Here is a 21,115-nt window from a genome sequence, read left to right as displayed (position 1 = left end):
CACATATAAAGCCCTATCGGCTCCGTAAACTACCGATCCATTAACCTTTATGAGGCAAACGCAATGCATCCACGTTTTCAAGCTGCTTTCGCCCAGCTTGCCGAGAATTTGCAAACCGCTCTGACCCCGATTCTGGCGGATGAGCATTTCCCCTCCCTGCTGACGGCGGAGCAGGTCACGATGCTGAAACAGGCAACGGGACTGGACGAAGACGCGCTGGCTTTTGCTCTGCTGCCACTGGCTGCCGCCTGTGCGCGTGCTGACCTCTCCCACTTCAACGTCGGGGCCATTGCACGCGGTATCAGCGGGACATGGTACTTCGGCGGTAATATGGAGTTTCTGGGCGCGACCATGCAACAGACTGTTCACGCTGAGCAGAGCGCCATCAGCCATGCATGGCTGCGCGGTGAAAAAGCGCTGAACGCCATCACCGTTAACTACACACCGTGTGGTCACTGCCGTCAGTTTATGAATGAGCTGAACAGCGGGCTGCAACTGCGCATTAACCTGCCTGGCCGCGCACCGCATACGCTGGGGGATTACCTGCCTGATGCCTTTGGCCCGAAAGATCTTGAGATCAAAACACTGCTGATGGACGAACAGGACCACGGTTTTGCCCTGTCCGGTGATGACCTGGCCCAGGCAGCCATTCGCGCTGCCAACAAAAGCCACACGCCATACAGCAAATCCCCGAGCGGTGTCGCACTACAGTGTCGGGATGGTCGTATCTTTAGCGGCAGCTATGCCGAAAACGCCGCCTTTAACCCAACGCTGCCACCGCTGCAGGGCGCACTCAACCTGCTGAGCCTGAACGGCTATGACTATCCGGATATTCAGCGCGCCATTCTGGCAGAAATTGCCGATGCGCCACTGATTCAGTGGGATGCCACCGCTGCCACGTTAAAAGCGCTGGGCTGCACAACAATCGACCGCGTACTCCTCGCGTAATCCTTCCGGCGGGCAGAAATGCCCGCCGCGTTGCTGAAAAACCCCTCAGTTGAGTCGCTGTTTCTTGCGCTAACCAGGCGGGTAAAGTAGCCTGAGTTAAATTTCATCTTCGGAACGAGCCATCTGCATGTTAAAGCGCGTTTTTTACAGCCTGTCTGTCCTGGTCGGCATACTGCTGTTGATCGTGCTGGGCCTCGATCGCTGGATGAGCTGGAAAACCGCCCCCTATATTTTTGATGACCTGCAGGACCTGCCCTACCGCCAGGTGGGTGTGGTACTCGGTACGGCCAAGTATTACCGCACCGGTGTGATCAATCAGTACTACCGTTACCGAATTCAGGGCGCACTGAACGCCTACAACAGTGGCAAAGTGAATTACCTGCTGTTAAGCGGTGATAATGCCCTGCAAAGCTATAACGAACCGGTGACGATGCGTAAGGATTTGATTGCCGCTGGCGTCGACCCTGCGGATATCGTGCTCGATTACGCCGGGTTCCGCACCCTGGACTCCATCGTGCGCACGCGTAAAGTCTTCGACACCAACGACTTCATCATCATAACCCAGCGCTTCCACTGCGAGCGCGCGCTGTTTATCGCCCTGCATATGGGCATACAGGCGCAGTGCTACGCGGTACCGTCACCAAAAGATATGCTGAGCGTGCGTGTTCGCGAGTTTGGTGCCCGTTTTGGCGCGCTGGCAGACCTGTACATTTTCAAACGCGAACCGCGTTTTTTAGGCCCGCTGGTGCCGATCCCGGCGATGCATGAAGTGCCGGAAGATGCGCAGGGTTACCCGGCCGTCACACCTGAACAACTGCTTGATATGCAGAAAAAAGAGAAAAAATAGCGTCACCTTTATACTTTCTTTACGCCGGGCCTGACGCTTTTTATCCCGCCTTTACGCTGGCTCTTTTACGCTGAGTTCACTGCCGCTATGGCTTCATTGAAGAATGACTATGAACTCAATCATGAACGCGTTTTTCCTGAAAAGTCTCCGTCCGTATTTTAACTTCCCGGGCTTATCTCTCCCGACGGCGCTCAATTCAGGCCTCTGGCTGGATGAAAAAATTGAGGCGATGCAGCACAGTATCCCGATGGAGGTCACGGATTATCTGGAGCGTTATCCGCAAACAAAACATATTGATGTTTACCTGAACGATATCAATGGCATTATGCGCGGTAAGCGGCTCTCAGTGGAAAGCATGCTGACGCTAGAAAAAGGCTGTTATTTTCCTCTCTCCGTCTATTCCATGGGCCAGAAAGGCAAAATTTCCACCCCGCTTCATGATGAGCCAGACCGGCTGTGCGTCCCCATCGCCGGTTCCCTGTGCCCTTCTGCGCAAGAGCCACAGCACAACGCGCAGATCCTGCTGACGATGAAAGACAGCAACGACCAGCCCTGCCCGTTTGAACCACGGGTGATACTGCAAAATGTCCTGGCCCGTTTCCACCAGCACGGGCTATTCCCGGTGATTGCCCCGGAAATTGAGTTCTACCTGACGGGCCGTGAAACACTGGATCCACAGAATCAGGGCTGCTTTCATATGGATACCTCGACAGCGCACGCAGCGCTGTTTGACGAGCTGGAACAGCTAGCTCAACTTCAACGCATCCCTCTGACCGGGATCGTGGCAGAAGCTGAACCCGGCCAGTTCGAGTTAAACCTGAAGCATAGCCATCGTGTCGTTGAAGTATGTGATAACGTGCTGGCACTACGACGTCTGACCCGACACGTGGCTGAACAGCATGGCCTTCAGGCCAGTTTTATGGCAAAACCGTTCAGTCAGCAGTCCGGCAGCGGCCTGCATTTCCACTTCAGTCTGAACGATAGCCACGGCAAAAACGTCTTTGCCTCACCAGGAAATGAGCTTAATAGCATGATGCGTTTATGCATCGCGGGCCAGCTTGCACTAATGCCTGCCTCTATTGCCGTGATTGCTCCGGGCGTCAACGCGTTCCGCCGACTGCGTAAAAACCTGACAGAACCCTTATTTAACTCCTGGGGTTATAACACCCGCTCCGCTGCACTGCGCATTCCCTGCTCTGATGAGAACAACCGTCGTATTGAGTACCGACTGGCCGGGGCTGATGCGAATCCATATCTGGTAGCAGCCACCATCCTGACCGGGATGCTGTACGGGCTGGAAAACATCGACGAAGTAGATTTACCAGAACCGCAGCAGGATGACCCGGTTCTGCCGCTGTTTCAGCAGGAAGCCATTGAGACATTTGCCCGCTGTCAGTATCTCACCAACAGCCTGGGCGAGGCTTTTTCCGAACAGTGGATCGCCTGCAAGCTTGCTGAACTCGACTGGTTTGAGAGCATCGTGACCAAAGAAGAGTCGAATCTGGCGTGAGGAATAAAAAAGCCCGCTCAATGAGCGGGCCGGGTGACGCAAAAAGGCATTATTTTTTACGTGCGTACTTCAGGGAATCCAGCGCAACCGCGAAGATGATGATGGCGCCTTTGATGATGTACTGCCAGTACGGGTTCACACCGATGTAGGTCAGACCGTAGTTGATCACGGTGAAGATAATCACACCGGTCACCACGCCGAGCACAGTACCTACGCCACCGCTGAAGGAGACGCCACCCACCACACAGGCTGCGATCGCATCCAGCTCATACATGAAACCGAGGTTGTTGGTTGCAGAGCCGATACGGCCCGCTTCCAGCATCCCGCCGAAGGCGTAGAACACACCAGACAGGGCATAGATGATGAGCAGGTTCAGAGCAACGTTTACGCCGGAGACTTTCGCCGCTTCCGGGTTACCACCGATAGCGAAGATGTTCTTACCGAAACGGGTTTTGTTCCACAGGATCCAGACGAAGGCCACCGCAATCAGCGCATAGAAGGTGATATACGACAGGCGGAAGCTGCCCAGCGCGATAAACCCTTGCGTAAAGGTCGAGAAGCCGCTGTCGAAACCAGAAATTGGAGACGCACCGACGAAATCGTAGTACAGGGAGTTGATACCGTAAACGATGATCATCGTACCTAACGTGGTGATGAATGGCGTCACGTTCAGGTAAGCGATAATGATGCCGTTAATCAGACCAATCACCGCGCCAATGGCACAGACAATCAGGATCACCACGAAAATCGGCATGGTTGCCATTTCCGGGAACACTTTGTTGGCGTTTTCCATCGACTGCAACAGGGTGGCCGCAATAACCGCCGCAAGGCCAACCTGACGCCCTGCGGAAAGGTCAGTACCCTGGGTCACAATCAGCCCCGCCACGCCCAACGCGATGATAATACGCACGGATGACTGGGTCAGAATGTTACTCAGGTTCAGCAGACTTAAGAACGTAGGGTCCTGGAAAATGATGATAGCCAGCAGGACTAAAAGAACAACGTAAATACCGCCTTCTTTCAGGTAAGTGAGAAAACTTTTTTTATTTAACGCACTCATGAGGAGCCCCTGATCTTAAAGGTGCAAAGACGCTAAACGCAAAATTTCGTTTTGCGTTGTCGTTTTGGTGTCAACAATACCGGCAACGAGACCATTGCTCATAACCAGAATACGGTCTGTGATCCCTAACAATTCCGGCATTTCGGAAGAAATAATAATGATCCCTTTATTCTTTTTCGCCAGCTCAGCAATCAGTTGATATATTTCGAATTTCGCACCAACGTCAATACCGCGGGTCGGTTCATCCAGCATCAGAATTTCTGGCTGAGTTAATAACCAACGACCGATAATAACTTTCTGCTGATTACCGCCCGAAAGCGAACCAATTTGTGTGCGGTGGCCAGGTGTTTTAACACGCATGGAGTCAATTACCCATTGGGTATCGCTTTTCATGCGGGAGTTATCCAGCAGACCAACTTTGTTTTTATAGTTACGAATATTCGAAATTAACGAGTTAAAGTTAATATCCAGATAAGCGTAAATACCGGTAGAACGACGCTCTTCCGTCACCAGCGCAAAACCATTATTAATGGCTTCGTTGGCATTGTGGTTATTGATTTTCTTACCATGGAGCGTAATGGTGCCTTCCGCTTTCTCACGGATACCAAACAGGGTTTCCACGATATCGGTACGTTTGGCTCCAACCAGCCCTGCGATACCGAGAATTTCGCCTTTATGCAAGTCGAAGGAGACATCGCGAATGGATGGCTGACGCAGTGAAGTCAGGTTACGCACCTCAAGGATCACTTCACCCGGCTTGTTTTCTTTGTCCGGGAAACGCTGGTTCAGGGAACGACCTACCATCATGGCGATGATCTTGTCCATGTCCAGCCCTTCGAGAGGCTGAGTGGCAATCCACTGACCGTCACGCAGAATGGTAATCTCATCACAGAGCTGGAAGATCTCTTCCATTTTATGGGAGATATACACAATGCCGCAGCCGCGATCTTTGAGTTTACGAATAATGGTAAAAAGGTGGTTAACCTCTTTTTCCGTTAATGACGATGTTGGTTCGTCCATGATGACAATTTTTGCATCATAGGAGAACGCTTTGGCAATTTCGATCATCTGCATTTGAGATACAGATAATGTCCCGACGCGGGCGCGCGGATCAATATCAATATCCAGCTCATCGAAAATCGCTTTGGTGTCGCGGTACATTTTGTCCTGATCGACAAAGACGCCTTTGGTTGGATAACGCCCCAACCACATGTTATCCATGACTGAACGCTGCAGCACCAGGTTTAATTCCTGGTGAACCATTGAGATACCGTTTTCCAGTGCTTCTTTTGCTGAATGGAAATCGATCTCTTTCCCCTGAAAAAGAATGCTGCCAGAATCTTTTTGATAGATCCCAAAAAGACATTTTAATAATGTTGATTTACCTGCACCGTTCTCCCCCATCAAAGCATGAATAGAGTGAGGACGAACTTTTAAATTAACATTATCGAGTGCCTTAACACCGGGAAATGACTTGTTGATACCGTTCATTTCCAACAAGTATTCACCGGACGACTGAGTAGTTGTGCTGACCATAATTATACCTTGTTGGCCTCGCATATCGCGTTATAAAAGGGCGCAACAAGTTGCGCCCAGTGAAGACAGTACTAATTACTTATTTACCGATAAACTCAGCCAGGTTGGACTGGTCTACGCCCACATAAGGTACGCGAACGATTTTGTTTTCAATTTTCCAGTTGGTGCCATCAGCAGCGCCTTTACCGTCGGCCAGGTTTTTCGCCAGATCGAAGGTTGCTTTCGCCTGGTTGTTGGCATCGTTCAGCACGGTACCAGCCATCGCACCCGATTTAACCAGTGCCAGTGCTTCTGGCAGCGCATCCACACCAAATACAGGAATGGAAGATTTGTTGTGTGCTTTCAGCGCTTCTACTGCACCCATTGCCATTGCATCGTTGTTGGCGATAACCACTTCGATTTTGTTAGCATTCGGGCCAGACAGCCACGCGTCCATCTTATCTTTCGCCTGAGCGGTATCCCACATTGCGGTGTCTAACGCCAGCTGCTGGGTTTTCAGGCCTTTATCGTTCAGCTCTTTGATAACGTAAGTGGTACGGGCTTCAGCATCCGGATGGCCTGGTTCGCCTTTCAGCAGAACGAACTGGATCTGACCGTCTTTGTTCAGGTCCCAGTTCGGGTTCGCTGCCCAGTGTTTAGCAATCAGATCGCCCTGAATAATGCCGGACTCTTTGGAGTCGGTACCGACGTAATACGCTTTGTCATAGCTATCCAGCGCTTTACGGGAAGGTTCTTTGTTGAAGAAGACGATTGGCACATTCTGGCCGCGCGCTTTTTCGATAACTGTGCCTGCTGCAGCCGGGTCAACCAGGTTGATTGCCAGCGCTTTCACACCTTTAGCCAGCAGAACGTCGATCTGGTCGTTCTGTTTGGACTGGTCGTTCTGGGAGTCATTCATCAGCAGCTGAACATCTGGCGCTGCTTTAGCATCTTTCTCAATCGCTTTACGCACAACAGACATGAAGTTGTCGTCGTATTTATAGATGGTCACACCAATACGGGTATCCGCAGCGTGCGCTGCTGCACCAAAAAGCATGCTTGCCATTACAGCAGACAGGGTCAACACCTTCTTATTCATGGTATCTCCGGTTTTTTTTATGCAGGGTAGTTCTTGTGAATAACGATCGGCAGGCGGGTGTTAATAAAACGTTACTGACCGCCGAAGTTCACTTATAAAATTTCTATCTTCCGTGTTCGGTAACGCTCCAGAAATGCGTTTTATTCGTTGTTTGCGGCACATTGGCTATAGTGAAAGTGAATAATCACTGTTACATAGCGTTTCAGCCCCTAAAACGCTGACATCATAGTCAGCGCCTTGTTAAGATACTGTGAATTTACTCACAGATTGAAAACGGTTACACCACCTCATGTAATCAGTTAGTGATCGGAACCACAATTTGCCGGGCAGCGACAGAATGACGGCGTACTAAAGTCGGCATGAAACAGTGTGTTGCTCCTTGATCCAGCTGCCCTGCAGCCCCCTGTAACGCTAGCTCAGTCGCCAGTTTTGCCATGGAGGCAATGGGATAGCGCACCGTTGTCAGCTGTGGGTCGGTGTAACGGGCGATCGGGATATCATCAAAGCCAATCAGCGATAAATGCTGTGGCACCGCAATGCCGTTATCTTTCAGCGCTGTCAGTGCCCCTGCCGCCATGCTGTCGTTATAGGCAAACACTGCAGACAGTTGCAGATTACGACCCAGCAGCTCCACCATCGCCGCCTCGCCGCCCTGCATGTCCGGTGTACCGGTCCCCACCCAGCTTTCTGATGGCGTAATGCCATGATCTTTCAGGGCGTTTTGCCACCCCTCATGCCGCAACGTGTCATCTTCTATTTGATGGCTCGAGGCCAGATAACCAATCCGCTGATGCCCGTTGTTGATGAGCATTTTCGTTGCCATCATTGCACCGCTGACATTATCCAGCCCTACGCAGCGATGGGCATAACCAGGCAGGATGCGGTTGATTAACACCATACCTGGGATCTGGTCCATAAAACCGGTTAACTCTTCATCGCTCAGTGCTTTTGAATGGACAATCAAGGCGTTACAGCGCTGGCGAATCAATACTTCAATAGCATGGCGTTCTTTTTCCGCCTCATGGTAACTGTTACCTATCAACACATATTTCTGATGCTGCTGGGCGACCACATCTACCGCTTTCACCAGCGCGCCGAAAAAGGCATCCGAGACATCCATGACCACCACGCCGATGGTGTCGCTGACCTGCGTCGCAAGCGCCTGGGCATTGGCATTTGGCCGGTACCCGAGCTGGGTCACGGCTTTCATTACAGTTTCGCGGGTTTCAGGGCTGACAAGCGCGCTGTTATTCAGCACGCGCGAGACGGTAGCCACGGAAACACCCGCCTGACGGGCGACGTCACGAATGGTGATCATATTCACCATCCTTCAAAGGATTGCAGCAACTCACAGACACCCCCTGTGTTTAGCAAGGTGGCTATTTTGGCAGCGAGAGAAAGGGGACTACGTGAAGAAGCTCACACAGATGAAAACGCTTACATCCGTTTTGTTAATGATTGTGATCCAGATCGTTATCTGGATGTGTTTCTTAATGATATCCCTGAAGCAAGTGCGGTTAACTGACGCCACATCCACTCCAGCGGGCCCTGGCGGAAATAACGTAGCCAGATAACAGAAAACGCCAGGTTAACCACCCAGACCGGAATAACAAACGCCAGTAGCGCCAGACGGTCGAATTTCATAAACAGACCAAAGCGATAGAAAAGTGTAGTGCATATCAGGGTCTGCAGAATGTAATTGCTCAATGCCATACGACCCACACAGGCGATGGCGCTAACAATCCACAGGCGAGAAAGCGTTGGCCAGAAGCCATAGATCAGCGCCGCATAACCGATGGTCTGGAACGGCGCGCTCAGTTCGCGCGGTACCTGAAGGAGGAAAGCACACCAGCGGTAATCCCAGTGGAGGTGCCACTGCGCAATCACCGCCGGAAGGTTGATCAGCACGCCAAACAGGACCAGCCCGGCCCCCGTGCGACGATAGTGTCGCAGGCTGAATTCGCCTTTCAGCCAGCCGGTGCGCATCAATGACGCTCCCATCAGCATCATCCCCGCCAGTTGCCAGCCATATTGCGCCCCCAGCGCAAGCAGATTATCACCCAACATATCCGCACGGTTGCTTATCGCCTCCGTGCCACCTTTCAGCTTCCAGTATTGCTCGTACTGGAGGTTAGCGGCATCCGGGATCCAGGAACGGTTTGTTGCTTCGCCAGAGATCATCCCCAGGAGTAAAAGTACCCCAAGCCCCATGACATAGAGCATCACGCCGGTGTTAAACAGGCTTTTTACGCTGTGCGCATCGCGAATCAGACGCCAGCAAATGAGCCCGACTAACCCATACGCAAGAAGAATATCGCCGTCCCAGAAAAACAGGCCGTGGATAAAGCCGAGGAGAACCAGCAGCGTCAGGCGCGACTGGATCCAGCGCGTACCGCGTTTAAGAAGCAGTTGCAGACCAGCGCCAAACAGCAGGGCAAACAGGGTGAGGAATTTAACCTGTGCAAAGAGATCGAGGATTGCCCACGTCCAGGCATCGCTGCGCGTGATGTCGCCATACCAGGCTGGGTTGAGATAAGCCGCCTTCGGCAGACCGAAGGCGCTGATATTAAGCAGCAGGATACCGAGAATGGCGACGCCGCGAACAAAATCGAGCGTGACGTTTCGCTCCATGGTCCCTGCCCTGTAAGACTTAGTTGTGGTGACGCACTGCGCGCAGGAACTCCTGGCGGGTGTTCTGGCTCGATTTAAACAGACCGCCCAGCGACGTGGTGGTGGTCGCACTGGTGGCATCACGCACGCCGCGCGCTTTCACGCAGTAGTGAACCGCGTCGATAGAGACAGCTACGTTATTGGTGCCCAGCAACGTTTGCAGCGCGGTCAGGATCTGCTGCGTCAGACGCTCCTGTACCTGTGGACGCTGAGCAAAGAATTGCACGATGCGGTTAATCTTCGACAGACCAATCACCGTATCTTTTGGGATATATGCCACGGTTGCTTTACCGTCGATAGTCACGAAGTGGTGTTCACAGGTGCTGGTCAGCGTGATGTCACGTACCGTTACCATCTCATCCACTTTCATTTTATTTTCGATGACGGTGATTTTCGGGAAGTTGGCGTAATCCAGGCCTGAGAAAATTTCGTCGACGTACATTTTCGCGATGCGGTGCGGCGTCTCCATCAGACTGTCGTCACTCAGATCGAGATTCAGCAGCTCCATGATCTCGGTCATATGACCGGCAATCAGACGCTTGCGGGTTTCATTGTCCATTTCCTGAACGGGCGGACGCAGCGGCGTTTCAAGACCGCGCGCAACCAGGGCTTCGTGGACCAGGGCAGCTTCTTTACTGAGTGATGACATTTTGTTCTCCTGCAGGTGTGGCGTCTTTTGCCCTCGTTGTGGCAAAAGTATGCGCTCATTGTGCGTGAGGCCGCGCACATAATCCAGTATTCACGACGATAATTATTGCAATTGCTGTTGCCTTTCGGCGTGACGATTCCAGACCAGGGCACCGCCAACAAACAACGCGATACCCGCTAACCCCAGCGCAGGCTCCAGTCGATGGGTAAGCCAGGTTGATAACGCCGAGGTCATCGGACCAATCAATTGACCAATGGCGTAACCCGTGGTGAGCAGGCCTGCCATATAACGCGTGTGGTTTGGTGCCAGCTCGCGACCGTATAAAAGAGAGAGTTGCACGGCACACAAAAAGCCGCCGCCGACCAGCAGTCCCCCCGTCAGCAACCCGCCAATCCCCGGCAGCAGCCAGGCCGCCAGCACACCAGCACCCTGCAACCACAGCACAATAGCCAGCCTGCGGTTAGCCGTTGAGGTGTGGCGCAATAGAATGCTAAGCGCAATGCCCACCACAGCAGCGATACCAAAAATCGGCCAGACAAACTGGGCAAACAGGCTGCCGGGAAAACGCACTGCTGCCATTTGCGATAGAAAGGTTGCCGGAAGAATATAACCAAACCCGGCCAGACTGTAGCTCCAGACCAGGCGCTTTAAATCCGCCGTCAGCACCAGCGGCTCTGGCGCGGTACCTGGTCGATGGAGCTGCCCGGATCGCGGCAGGTAGCGCGCCACCAGGGCAATCAGTACCAGCGCCAGCACACCGTAGATTTGCCATGCGGCTCCGGCCGAGAGGGATTTCGCCTGGATATAGACGGCGAGTAGCCCGCTCAGGGCAATGCCCGCGCCTGGCCCGGCAAATACGGCAGCACTCAGGCCCGGTTTGCCCAACTGCCCCAGACGTTCGTTTGTCCATGCCGCAATCAACACCATAGACCAGCCGCTCATGCAGCCAATCACAAAGCGCAGCAGTCCGTGCACGATGGCGTTATCCGCCGCGGCGGAGAGCAGCGTCAGCGCGACCGCGCCAGTGATACCAAGCCAGAGGCGTGTTTCAACGAAGCGATGCGCACGCATTGCATCCCATGCGCCCACCAGATAGCCCAGATAATTCATCGCCGCCACCAGGCCCGCGCTGGTTAGCGTGAGCTGCCCGGCGGCAATCATCAATGGTACCTGAGGTGTAAAAGCAAAACGCCCTATCCCCATCGCCACCACCAGCACGACAAACCCACTGAGCGCAATACGCAGCGCCATGACCGCTCCAATTGTTAAAAAAAAGTAAATTTATGATGCAGCATCTCGTCGTCTGGCGAAAGTGAAAGTTACTCACAGGTCAATGAAAAGGCTGTATTATGGTTTTTATGAATACGCATTCTCATTAAGGAGCCTTGCATGGAACTGCTCGAAGAGCACCGTTGTTTTGAAGGTCGACAGCAGCGCTGGCGGCACGACTCCAGCGTCCTGAACTGCGCCATGACGTTCAGCATTTTCCTGCCGCCGACGGAAAATCCGCCGGTTTTGTTCTGGCTTTCAGGCCTGACCTGCAACGACGAAAACTTCACCACTAAAGCAGGTGCACAACGCATTGCAGCTGAGCTAAGTATTGCGCTGGTGATGCCTGATACCAGCCCGCGTGGGGATGATGTGGCTGACGATGCAGGATACGACCTTGGCAAAGGTGCCGGCTTCTATCTGAACGCGACTGAACAACCCTGGACAAACCATTACCGGATGTATGATTACATCCGTGACGAGTTGCCCGCACTGATTCAGGCTGAGTTTGCAGTAAGCAACCGTTGCGCCATCAGCGGGCATTCCATGGGTGGACACGGGGCGCTGATAATGGCGTTGAAAAACCCGGAAAAATACGTCAGTGTGTCGGCATTTGCACCAATTGTGAACCCAACTCAGGTGCCGTGGGGCCAGAAGGCATTCGCAAATTATCTGGGTGATGATGCGGAAAAATGGCTGGCGTGGGATAGCTGCGCACTGATGCTGGCCAGCAAGACCGAAGACGCTATTCCAACGCTTATCGATCAGGGTGATGCCGATCAGTTCCTCGCCGGGCAGTTACAACCTGCGGTACTGGCAGAAGCCGCACGCCAGAAGGACTGGCCACTGACGCTACGCATTCAGCCGGGATATGACCATAGTTATTACTTCATCGCGTCCTTTATTGAGGATCATCTCCGCTTCCATGCGGAGCATTTATTTGCATAAGCACCGCCTGTTTTGCCCGGTGGCGCTGCGCTTACCGGGCCTACGGGCCTGTGCCCTTATGTAGGCCGGGTAAGGCGCAGCCGCCACCCGGCACATGGCTGAATCAGAACTTATAATCCACGCCGACAAAGTAGCGACGGCCATCTTCCGTGTAGCTGTAATCGTCACGGCTCAGGTCTTTATCCAGCAAGTTCTGTACACCCGCGCGCAGCTTCACGCTTTTCGTCGCCTGCCACGCCGCACCCGTATTCCAGATCACATAGCCACCCGGTGTTGGTGCACTGCTGGTTAGCGCGCGTTTCTCACCGGTGTAGTTACCCTGAACATAGAACGACCAGTCCTGGGTCGCTTTCCAGTCAACGGTACCGTTGGCAGTGTGGAACGGCAGATCGGACAGCGGTTTGTTGCCGCCATTGCTGATGTCACGACCATCGTTATAGGTGTAGTTCAGCGTCACTTTCCAGTCTTCCGCCAGCGGGAATTTCAGCTCGGTCTCCACCCCACGGATGCGCGCCTTGTTGACGTTGTAATAACGGAAAATAGGCTCACCGTCCGCATTCAGACCAACGTAGTTAGGGTAACTCTGCGCCTGTTTAACATTGGCGGTACGGTTGATGCTGATGCGGTCATCCACATTATTCTGGAAGGTGGTGACGCTAGCCTGTACGCCCTCTAACCAGCCCTCTTCCCCGCTGTAGTACAGACCGAATTCGAAGCTCTCGCTGGTTTCAGGTTTCAGATCCGGATTACCGACAATCTCGCAGGCACCGCGGCACGAGCCGGTGACCCAGTCCGGGCTGAGCTGCAGCAGCGACGGCGCTTTAAACGCTGTTGCCCAACCCCCTTTCACCGTTACGGTATCGGTCGCGTTGTAGACCAGGTATGCACGCGGGCTCCAGTGGTCACCGTAGGTGTCATGGTCGTCCATACGGATGCCGGTGGTCAGCGCCAGGGGTTCAAAGAGACGCCACTCATCTTCAAGGAACAGGGCATACTGGCTTGCTGACGTACTGCTGCTGGAGCCCCCCGTCAGGTTGACCGGATCTTTCAGCTTATCGTGACGCCATTCGCCGCCGAAGGTCAGCAACTGGTTGATTTCGCCCAGCGGCAGCACGTATTTCCCGTCCACCGCATTACTCTCGGACGTGATCGGATTGCTGTTGCCCGGGTTTTTGTTATCTACTTTCTCGCCGTAAACTTTCAGCTCGCTGTTGCCGACGCCCCAACGACCATTGTGGCTCAGGGAGTAGTTCTGACGCTCAAGGCGGTTTTTGTCGAGGGAATCTGAGTCACGATCCTGACGGTCGAAACCGTAGCCCGCCGTAAAATCGTGATTTTCAGACGGTGTCCAGGCGAACTCCACATTGGCATCGCGGCTGGTAAAGCCCTCAATGCGCGGTGTTTCACCGCTCGCCGTGGTAGAGGATTTCTGCTGACCGTCTTTCTCACGCTTCGCGAGGCTACCGTAGGCTTTCAGGCCCAGCAGGCCGTCCACCAGCGGACCACTGGTATAGAACTGTCCGTTATACGTGTCTCCACGATCGCGATGTTCCTGAATCGTTGAATCGGCGCTCAGAGTGCCCGTCCATTTCTGCCCGATTTTTTTGGTGATAATGTTCACCACGCCGCCCAGCGCATCGGAGCCATAAAGAGAAGACATCGGTCCGCGCACCACCTCGATGCGTTCGATGGCGTCAACCGGCACCCAGTTGAGATCGAAATCATTATGACGGAATACGGCGTTGCGGGAGTTGACGCGCTTGCCGTCGATCAGGATTAACGTGTAGCTGCTGTCCAGTCCGCGAATACTTACCCCTTTACGGTTGTCCCCTTCGCTCGTGAGCTGAACGCCCGGCACATCCCGTAACACATCTTTCAGATTCTGAACGGGTTTGCGCTGCAAATCTTCCTGGGTAATCACGCTGATGCTTGCCGGTGCGTCTTTCAGGTTTTGCTCCGTCGCGGATGCCGTTACAACCATTGTGTCTCCGGATTCCGCTGCGATACCAGGCAGTGCCAGGGACATTGCGGACGCACAAAGTCCTCCCCTGACGAAGGGATTCAACCTAAACATTCCATATCTCCATGAGGTAAATACAACTAAATCAAATCATCATTGCTCACAGCGTCTTCCATGCCGCCCACATCTGCGGTGGGTCGGTGACACGCTTATTTTTGATAACGATAAAGCAAACGATAATTATTATCAATTAAATTGTTAAGAAATATATCTTTGTATCAGCCTGCGGGAATAAAAAAGCCCGCTCGAATGAGCGGGCTGAAAGAGAGGACGTGCGGTTATTTTTTAAATCGTTCCGGGAATTCCATTTCACTGTAGCGAACGAAGTGTGTTCCTTTCGTCAGTTTGTAGCCAAACCAGATAACCAGGAACAGCGGAATACCAATGTAGGTTGCCGTAACGGCGCCCCAGTCAATGGTGTCCGCCAGGAACGCTTCATAGTTCTGTCCCAGGGTAATAATCAGGCACAGAATGAAGGCGAAAATGGGACCCAGCGGGAAGAACCCTGAGCGATACGGCAGGTCGTTAATATCGTGCCCCTGCTTGACATAACCACGGCGGAAACGGTAGTGGCTAATGGCAATTCCCAGCCAGGCGATAAAGCCCGTCATCCCGGAGGTGTTAAGCAGCCACAGATATACCGTCTGGTTGCCAAACATAGAGGTCAAGAAGCACAGACCGGCAATCACCGTTGTGGCATACAGGGCGTTACGCGGAACACCGCCACGGGACAATTTTGAGAAAATACGCGGGGCTTTACCGTCGCATGCCAGGGTATAGAGCATACGAGTGGACGCGTACATACCGGAGTTACCCGCCGACAGGACCGCAGTCAGGATCACGGCATTCATCACTGCAGCGGCGGAAAGCAGACCGGCATGCTGGAAGACCAGCGTGAACGGGCTGACGCTGATGTCTTTCACATCATTACGCAGCAGGCTCGGATCGGTATACGGAATGATCAGGCTGATAATCAGGATCGCGAACACATAGAACAGCAGGATACGCCAGAAGACCTGACGGACCGCACGCGGAATATTTTTCTCCGGGTTCTCTGATTCACCCGCAGCGATACCAATCAACTCAGTGCCCTGGAAGGAGAAACCGACGATCATTGCCACGCCGATCATAGCCGAGAACCCACCGGCAAACGGTGCATCGCCTATCGTCCAGTTACTCCACCCGGCCGGTTCTGCGCCTTTGAAAATACCAACGATCATCGCTACACCGACGACGATAAAGATGATGACGGTTGCCACTTTGATCAAAGAGAACCAGTATTCCGCTTCGCCAAAACCACGAACGGAGATGTAGTTCAGCAGGAAGATGACGGCCAGGAACAGAGCACTCCAGATCCAGCCCGGCGTATCCGGGAACCACCAGTTCATCACCAGCTGTGCAGCAACCAGGTCAACGGCAATCGTTACGGCCCAGTTGTACCAGTAGTTCCAGCCCAGCGCGAAGCCAAAGCCTTCTTCAACGTATTGTTGACCATAGGTCGAAAACGAACCGGATACCGGCATGTACGCGGCCAGTTCGCCCAGACTGGTCATCAGGAAGTAAACCATCAGGCCAATCAGGATATAAGAGAAAAGTGCCCCACCCGGGCCTGCTGCCGAAATTGTTGCGCCAGACGCAACGAAAAGACCTGTACCGATGGAACCGCCAATGGCGATCATCGTCAGGTGACGCGCCTTCAGTTCACGACGTAGCGTGGGCGCTTCTGTGGTTTTAATTTCTGAAACCATGTGAAAATGCTGTCCATTTAATAAATGAGGCGCGATTGTAGCAGACGATCCGCGTTCCTTCCGGCAGAAATAGGCAGTTATAAGAGAGCTTCATGACTCGGCCAGGATTATAAGCAAAGCAGAAATCGGGTCTTTCCCCTATCCCCATTGGGATGAGGGGACGACTACATCTCGCAGTAGCGCAGAAAACGCTGCAAAGAGCTGGAAAGATGCTTCTGCCGATGGTGGATACACCAGAGCGTGCGCACCAGTTTCGGCAGTGGAACGGGGACTTCGACCAGCGAGCCCGTCTCAAGCTGCTCGGCAATGACCCGCCGGGAGAGGCAGCTAATACCTAAACCATGACGTACTGCATGTTTAATCGCCTCGGAGTTCCCCAGTTCCATCCCTAACTGGAAATGCGGCAGATGGGAAAGCAGCAGATAATCGACAATTTCACGCGTGCCGGAACCCTGTTCTCGCAGGATCCACTGTGCCTGTGCCAGTCTTTCCAGCGTGACTTCGCCCTGTAGCAAAGGCGAGGCCGGAGAAGCGAACACCACCAGTTCATCTTCCAGCCAGGGTTCAGCAATGATATCGACGTTGTGGCAGGGTCCTTCGATAAGACCGATATCCACACGAAAATCGATTACTGCGTTGATGACATCCTGGCTATTGCCAACGCTCATCTCCAGCGGCAGGGTCGGAAAATCCCGGCGGTAGCGGGCAATCACTTCCGGAAGGATGTAATTCCCAATCGTACTACTGGCAAACACGCGGATCGCACCGTTGTCTTCACGGAACAGCTGTTCGATTTCGGTAGCCTGTTCAAGCAGTGCCAAAGCACGCGGGTAGAGCAGACGACCATGTTCGTTGACGACTAAGCGCTTCCCTACCCTGTCGAAAAGCTGAACGCCTAGCTGTCCTTCGAGATCGGTCAATGCCGCACTAACCGCAGATTGAGAGAGGGCCAGCATCTGCGAGGCCTGTGTCGTCGACCCACTCTTCAGCACTTCGGCGAAAACTTCCAGCTGACGCAATGTAATGTGCATGGTTGCTTACCACTTATATAGATTAATTATAAGTATATAATCAATTTTATTTTTAAACCAGAGCGACGTAGTCTTTAGCCAGACAAAGGAGAAGGTTATGTCAGAACTCACCTTACAGCATCATCGTACATTGTGGCACTTCGTGCCGGGTCTTGCGCTCAGCGCAGTGGTAACCGGCGTCGCGTTATGGGGCGGCAGCATTCCAGCCATCGCTGGAGCAGGCTTTAGCGCCTTAACACTGGCGATATTGCTCGGCATGGTCGTGGGAAATACCGTTTACCCACATATCTGGAAATCCTGTGATGGCGGCGTAATTTTTGCCAAACAGCACCTGCTGCGCCTCGGGATTATTCTTTACGGTTTTCGTCTTACCTTTTCGCAGATCGCCGATGTCGGCGTCAGCGGGATTGCTATTGACGTCCTGACCCTGACCAGCACCTTTTTACTGGCCTGTTTTATTGGTCAGAAAGTCTTTGGGCTGGATAAGCAAACCAGCTGGTTAATCGGTGCAGGGAGCAGTATTTGTGGTGCAGCAGCGGTGCTGGCAACAGAACCTGTCGCTAAAGCCGAATCCAGTAAAGTGACAGTTGCAGTGGCGACAGTGGTAATTTTCGGTACGCTGGCGATTTTCCTCTATCCGGCTATGTATCCACTGGTGGCCCACTGGTTTAGCCCGGAAACCTATGGCATCTATATCGGCTCGACTGTACATGAAGTCGCGCAGGTGGTGGCAGCGGGTCACGCCATTAGCCCGGATGCAGAAAACGCGGCGGTAATTGCCAAAATGCTGCGCGTGATGATGCTGGCACCTTTCCTGATTTTCCTGGCAGCACGGGTAAAACAGCTGGCTCCAGCGGGTAGTAATCAGAAAAGTAAAATCACCATTCCGTGGTTTGCGATCCTGTTCATCGTGGTGGCGATTTTTAACTCTTTCCACCTTCTGCCCAAAGCGATAGTGGATATGCTGGTCACGCTGGATACCGTTCTGCTGGCGATGGCGATGGCGGCATTGGGTGTGACGACTCATGTCAGCGCGCTGAAAAAGGCCGGTGCAAAACCGCTGCTGATGGCGCTGGTACTCTTTGTCTGGCTGATTGTCGGCGGTGGTGCGATTAACCTTGTGGTCCATAGCCTGATGGCATAAACCACTACATCCTTCTCCTGTTAACCCGCTATCATAAGCATTTCGGGTTAACAGGAGTCCCTTTATGAAATATGTTGGAGCGCACGTTAGCGCTGCCGGTGGCCTTGCGAATGCCGCCATTCGCGCCGCCGAAATCGAGGCGACCGCTTTCGCCCTGTTCACCAAAAATCAGCGCCAGTGGCGCGCTGCACCGCTCACCACAGACGTGATTGATGATTTCAAAGCCGCCTGCGAGAAATATCATTACGGGCCGGGCCAAATCCTTCCCCACGACAGCTATCTGATCAACCTCGGCCATCCGGTTGAAGAGGCACTGGAAAAATCCCGCGAGGCGTTTCTTGATGAAGTCCAGCGCTGCGAACAGCTAGGGCTGACGCTGCTGAACTTCCATCCAGGGAGTCATCTGATGCAAATTGATGAAGATGCCTGTCTGGCGCGCATTGCCGAATCCATTAACATCACGCTGGATAAAACCAAAGGTGTCACCGCGGTGATTGAGAACACAGCTGGTCAGGGTAGCAACCTCGGCTTTAAGTTCGAACATCTGGCGGCGATTATCGACGGTGTTGAGGATAAAACCCGTGTCGGCGTGTGTATTGATACTTGCCACGCTTTTGCGGCTGGCTACGATCTGCGCACAATCGAGGCAACGAAAAACACATTTGAAGAGTTCGAGCGTATCGTTGGCTTTAAGTACCTGCGCGGAATGCACTTAAACGATGCGAAAAGCGCCTTTGGCAGCCGCGTTGACCGCCACCACAGTCTGGGCGAAGGCAATATTGGTCATGATGCGTTTCGCTTTATCATGCAGGACGCCCGCTTCGACGGCATTCCGATGGTGCTGGAAACCATCAACCCCGATATCTGGGCAGAAGAGATTGCCTGGTTGAAGGCGCAGCAGACCGCTGAACAAATGGCATAAAAAAAGCCGGGTTGCATTTGCACCCGGCTTTTTTGTTGTTTACCACTTAGGCTACTTTCGCGACCACTTCCGCTTCCGGACGTTTCAGCACGGCATAAGACAGACCCGCCACCAGCGTACCGGCAACAATCGCCATCAGGTACCCCAGAACCGGGGTGATAGCGCCAGGGATCAGCAGAACAAACAGACCACCGTGTGGAGCCATCAGTTTCGCGCCAATTGCCATCGAGATTGCACCTGTCACTGCACCACCCGCGATACAGCACGGCAGCACACGCATTGGGTCGCGCGCCGCGAACGGAATCGCCCCTTCGGTGATGAAGCACAGACCCAGGACCAGTGCCGCTTTGCCGCCTTCCTGCTGCGCTTTGTCGAACTTACGGCGGGCAACAATCGTCGCCAGACCGAGAGCCAGAGGCGGCACCATACCTGCCGCCATGATGGCAGCCATTGGTGCGTAGGTCTGGGTACTCAACAGGCCCACACCAAAGGCGTACGCCGCTTTGTTCACCGGACCACCCATGTCGGTACACATCATGCCACCGAGGATTGCACCCAGCAGAACCGCGTTCGCGGTACCCATGGTTTGCAGCCAGTGGGTCAGACCCGCCAGAATACCCGCAACAGGTTTACCGATGAGGTAAATCATTGCCAGACCGACCACCAGGCTGGAAATTAGCGGGATGATCAGAATCGGTTTCAGCGCTTCCATACTCTGCGGCAGTTTCAGCTTCGAGCTGATCAGCTTCGCAACGTAACCGGCCAGGAAACCGGCGATGATGCCGCCGATAAAACCAGAACCCGTGCTCACCGCCAACATACCGCCGATAAGACCTGGCGTCAGACCCGGACGGTCAGCGATGGAGAAGGCGATAAAACCCGCCAGCACAGGCACCATCAGCGCGAACGCAGAACCCCCACCAATCTGCATTAATGCAGCTGCCAACGTCCCCTGCTCTTTAAATGCGGTGATACCAAACGCGAATGACAGCGCGATACACAGACCACCCGCAACCACCATCGGCAGCATGTAAGACACACCGGTCAGCAGGTGGCGATAAGCGCCTGCTGACTCTTTCTTTCCTTCCGTCGCACTTTGACTGGTGCCCGTTGCCTGATAAGGCTTCGCTTCGACCAGCGCTTTATCAAACTCCTGAGCGGTCTTTTTCAGTGCCAGACCTGTCGAAGTGCGGTACATCGGCTTACCGGCAAATTTAGCCAGATCCACTTCGATATCCGCCGCCACAATCACCAGATCGGCTTCAGCCACTTCTTCTGGGGTAATGGCATTGCCGGCGCCAACGGAGCCGCGGGTTTCAACTTTTACCCACCAGCCGCGTTTTTTCGCTTCGGTTTCAATGGCTTCAGCCGCCATAAAGGTATGAGCTACCCCTGTAGGACAGGCCGTCACCGCAACAATGCGTTTTGGTCCAGAAGCCGCAACCGGTGCCGCAGCAACAGGGGCGCTGTAAACAGACGCGTGACCTTTCGCTTCGCTCAGGAACAGTTCCGGGTGTGCCACCGCACGATTAATATCGCCCAGCCACACATTTTTGCCATTAAGCGCACTGTCAGCCGGGATTTTATCGCCCAGAACAATGACCAGTTCGGCATCGCCCGGGTTATCAATCATCTCGAGATGTGCTTTGTTCGCCGCCGCTCCCAGCAAGGTCTTCGCCATATAGGCGCGAGCCTGTCCGAGACCGGAGTCAATGATCAGCAGCGTTTTCATTAT

General features: G+C 53.5%; 17 protein-coding genes. 6 read left to right on the top strand and 11 right to left on the bottom strand.

From position 1 onward, the window contains the following. Positions 1–63 precede the first annotated feature (63 nt). The 3 genes from cdd (at position 64) to WB237_RS01710 (ending at position 3,305) form a co-directional block, all read left to right on the top strand. Positions 64–948 (top strand): cytidine deaminase, encoded by an 885-nt coding sequence (gene cdd / locus WB237_RS01720; RefSeq protein ID WP_336209706.1) that lies wholly within the window; start codon positions 64–66, stop codon positions 946–948. Positions 949–1,075: 127 nt separating this feature from the next. Further along, positions 1,076–1,795: an outer membrane permeability protein SanA gene (sanA, locus tag WB237_RS01715; RefSeq protein ID WP_014884561.1), complete on the top strand. Its 720-nt coding sequence runs from the start codon at positions 1,076–1,078 to the stop codon at positions 1,793–1,795. Positions 1,796–1,916: 121 nt separating this feature from the next. Beyond that, on the top strand, positions 1,917–3,305 hold the full coding sequence (locus WB237_RS01710) for a glutamine synthetase family protein (RefSeq protein ID WP_336213438.1): 1,389 nt from the start codon (positions 1,917–1,919) through the stop codon (positions 3,303–3,305). Between the two features lie 49 nt (positions 3,306–3,354). Here the strand turns inward: WB237_RS01710 and mglC are convergent, their stop codons facing one another. The 7 genes from mglC to WB237_RS01675 form a co-directional block, all read right to left on the bottom strand. Continuing rightward, positions 3,355–4,365, bottom strand: a complete 1,011-nt coding sequence (gene mglC / locus WB237_RS01705) for a galactose/methyl galactoside ABC transporter permease MglC (protein WP_008500921.1) — start codon at positions 4,363–4,365, stop codon at positions 3,355–3,357. Between the two features lie 15 nt (positions 4,366–4,380). Further along, complete coding sequence (gene mglA / locus WB237_RS01700; protein WP_028016311.1) at positions 4,381–5,901, bottom strand: galactose/methyl galactoside ABC transporter ATP-binding protein MglA; 1,521 nt, start codon at positions 5,899–5,901, stop codon at positions 4,381–4,383. Between the two features lie 79 nt (positions 5,902–5,980). Next, positions 5,981–6,979: a galactose/glucose ABC transporter substrate-binding protein MglB gene (gene mglB, locus WB237_RS01695; protein WP_024908164.1), complete on the bottom strand. Its 999-nt coding sequence runs from the start codon at positions 6,977–6,979 to the stop codon at positions 5,981–5,983. Positions 6,980–7,274: 295 nt separating this feature from the next. Further along, positions 7,275–8,297 carry an HTH-type transcriptional regulator GalS gene (galS, locus tag WB237_RS01690; protein WP_236919727.1) on the bottom strand — a complete coding sequence of 341 codons (1,023 nt, stop codon included), beginning with the start codon at positions 8,295–8,297 and terminating at the stop codon, positions 7,275–7,277. A gap of 155 nt (positions 8,298–8,452) precedes the next feature. After that, positions 8,453–9,610 carry a DUF418 domain-containing protein YeiB gene (yeiB, locus tag WB237_RS01685; protein ID WP_336209698.1) on the bottom strand — a complete coding sequence of 386 codons (1,158 nt, stop codon included), beginning with the start codon at positions 9,608–9,610 and terminating at the stop codon, positions 8,453–8,455. Between the two features lie 19 nt (positions 9,611–9,629). Next, positions 9,630–10,298, bottom strand: coding sequence for a GTP cyclohydrolase I FolE (gene folE, locus WB237_RS01680; RefSeq protein WP_114977709.1), 669 nt, complete (start codon positions 10,296–10,298; stop codon positions 9,630–9,632). Positions 10,299–10,400: 102 nt separating this feature from the next. Then, positions 10,401–11,549, bottom strand: coding sequence for a YbfB/YjiJ family MFS transporter (locus tag WB237_RS01675; RefSeq protein WP_049008202.1), 1,149 nt, complete (start codon positions 11,547–11,549; stop codon positions 10,401–10,403). A gap of 138 nt (positions 11,550–11,687) precedes the next feature. Between WB237_RS01675 and fghA the strand changes: the two genes are divergently transcribed. Continuing rightward, positions 11,688–12,515 (top strand): S-formylglutathione hydrolase, encoded by an 828-nt coding sequence (gene fghA, locus WB237_RS01670; RefSeq protein WP_336209693.1) that lies wholly within the window; start codon positions 11,688–11,690, stop codon positions 12,513–12,515. A 103-nt stretch (positions 12,516–12,618) separates the two neighbouring features. On the opposite strand, the gene cirA is transcribed toward fghA, so the two are convergent. From cirA to yieE, 3 genes are all read right to left on the bottom strand, one after another. Beyond that, positions 12,619–14,589, bottom strand: coding sequence for a catecholate siderophore receptor CirA (gene cirA, locus WB237_RS01665; RefSeq protein ID WP_336209691.1), 1,971 nt, complete (start codon positions 14,587–14,589; stop codon positions 12,619–12,621). A gap of 224 nt (positions 14,590–14,813) precedes the next feature. Beyond that, on the bottom strand, positions 14,814–16,283 hold the full coding sequence (locus WB237_RS01660) for an amino acid permease (RefSeq protein WP_028016304.1): 1,470 nt from the start codon (positions 16,281–16,283) through the stop codon (positions 14,814–14,816). Between the two features lie 164 nt (positions 16,284–16,447). Further along, entirely contained in the window at positions 16,448–17,314 is an 867-nt protein-coding gene (gene yieE, locus WB237_RS01655) for a DNA-binding transcriptional regulator YeiE (protein ID WP_028016303.1), read from the bottom strand. 97 nt (positions 17,315–17,411) lie between these two features. Here yieE and WB237_RS01650 point away from each other — a divergent pair, with 97 nt between their 5' ends. Both WB237_RS01650 and nfo read left to right on the top strand, forming a co-directional pair. After that, positions 17,412–18,458 (top strand): YeiH family protein, encoded by a 1,047-nt coding sequence (locus WB237_RS01650; RefSeq protein WP_336209686.1) that lies wholly within the window; start codon positions 17,412–17,414, stop codon positions 18,456–18,458. Between the two features lie 64 nt (positions 18,459–18,522). After that, on the top strand, positions 18,523–19,380 hold the full coding sequence (gene nfo / locus WB237_RS01645; protein WP_336209684.1) for a deoxyribonuclease IV: 858 nt from the start codon (positions 18,523–18,525) through the stop codon (positions 19,378–19,380). 46 nt (positions 19,381–19,426) lie between these two features. On the opposite strand, the gene fruA is transcribed toward nfo, so the two are convergent. Next, positions 19,427–21,112 carry a PTS fructose transporter subunit IIBC gene (fruA, locus tag WB237_RS01640; protein WP_336209682.1) on the bottom strand — a complete coding sequence of 562 codons (1,686 nt, stop codon included), beginning with the start codon at positions 21,110–21,112 and terminating at the stop codon, positions 19,427–19,429. Positions 21,113–21,115: the final 3 nt, after the last annotated feature.

It is taken from the genome of Enterobacter sp. P82, from assembly GCF_037053385.1.
Classification (GTDB): Bacteria; Pseudomonadota; Gammaproteobacteria; order Enterobacterales; family Enterobacteriaceae; genus Enterobacter.
This window is presented reverse-complemented; position numbering and strand designations above follow the sequence as displayed.

Excerpts from the sequence above, each read along its gene's own strand:
- cdd (WP_336209706.1), top strand. The coding sequence starts at position 64 with ATGCATCCACGTTTTCAAGCTGCTTTCGCCCAGCTTGCCGAGAATTTG.
- sanA (WP_014884561.1), top strand. The coding sequence starts at position 1,076 with ATGTTAAAGCGCGTTTTTTACAGCCTGTCTGTCCTGGTCGGCATACTG.
- WB237_RS01710 (WP_336213438.1), top strand. The coding sequence starts at position 1,917 with ATGAACGCGTTTTTCCTGAAAAGTCTCCGTCCGTATTTTAACTTCCCG.
- mglC (WP_008500921.1), bottom strand. The coding sequence starts at position 4,365 with ATGAGTGCGTTAAATAAAAAAAGTTTTCTCACTTACCTGAAAGAAGGC.
- mglA (WP_028016311.1), bottom strand. The coding sequence starts at position 5,901 with ATGGTCAGCACAACTACTCAGTCGTCCGGTGAATACTTGTTGGAAATG.
- mglB (WP_024908164.1), bottom strand. The coding sequence starts at position 6,979 with ATGAATAAGAAGGTGTTGACCCTGTCTGCTGTAATGGCAAGCATGCTT.
- galS (WP_236919727.1), bottom strand. The coding sequence starts at position 8,297 with ATGATCACCATTCGTGACGTCGCCCGTCAGGCGGGTGTTTCCGTGGCT.
- yeiB (WP_336209698.1), bottom strand. The coding sequence starts at position 9,610 with ATGGAGCGAAACGTCACGCTCGATTTTGTTCGCGGCGTCGCCATTCTC.
- folE (WP_114977709.1), bottom strand. The coding sequence starts at position 10,298 with ATGTCATCACTCAGTAAAGAAGCTGCCCTGGTCCACGAAGCCCTGGTT.
- WB237_RS01675 (WP_049008202.1), bottom strand. The coding sequence starts at position 11,549 with ATGGCGCTGCGTATTGCGCTCAGTGGGTTTGTCGTGCTGGTGGTGGCG.
- fghA (WP_336209693.1), top strand. The coding sequence starts at position 11,688 with ATGGAACTGCTCGAAGAGCACCGTTGTTTTGAAGGTCGACAGCAGCGC.
- cirA (WP_336209691.1), bottom strand. The coding sequence starts at position 14,589 with ATGTTTAGGTTGAATCCCTTCGTCAGGGGAGGACTTTGTGCGTCCGCA.
- WB237_RS01660 (WP_028016304.1), bottom strand. The coding sequence starts at position 16,283 with ATGGTTTCAGAAATTAAAACCACAGAAGCGCCCACGCTACGTCGTGAA.
- yieE (WP_028016303.1), bottom strand. The coding sequence starts at position 17,314 with ATGCACATTACATTGCGTCAGCTGGAAGTTTTCGCCGAAGTGCTGAAG.
- WB237_RS01650 (WP_336209686.1), top strand. The coding sequence starts at position 17,412 with ATGTCAGAACTCACCTTACAGCATCATCGTACATTGTGGCACTTCGTG.
- nfo (WP_336209684.1), top strand. The coding sequence starts at position 18,523 with ATGAAATATGTTGGAGCGCACGTTAGCGCTGCCGGTGGCCTTGCGAAT.
- fruA (WP_336209682.1), bottom strand. The coding sequence starts at position 21,112 with ATGAAAACGCTGCTGATCATTGACTCCGGTCTCGGACAGGCTCGCGCC.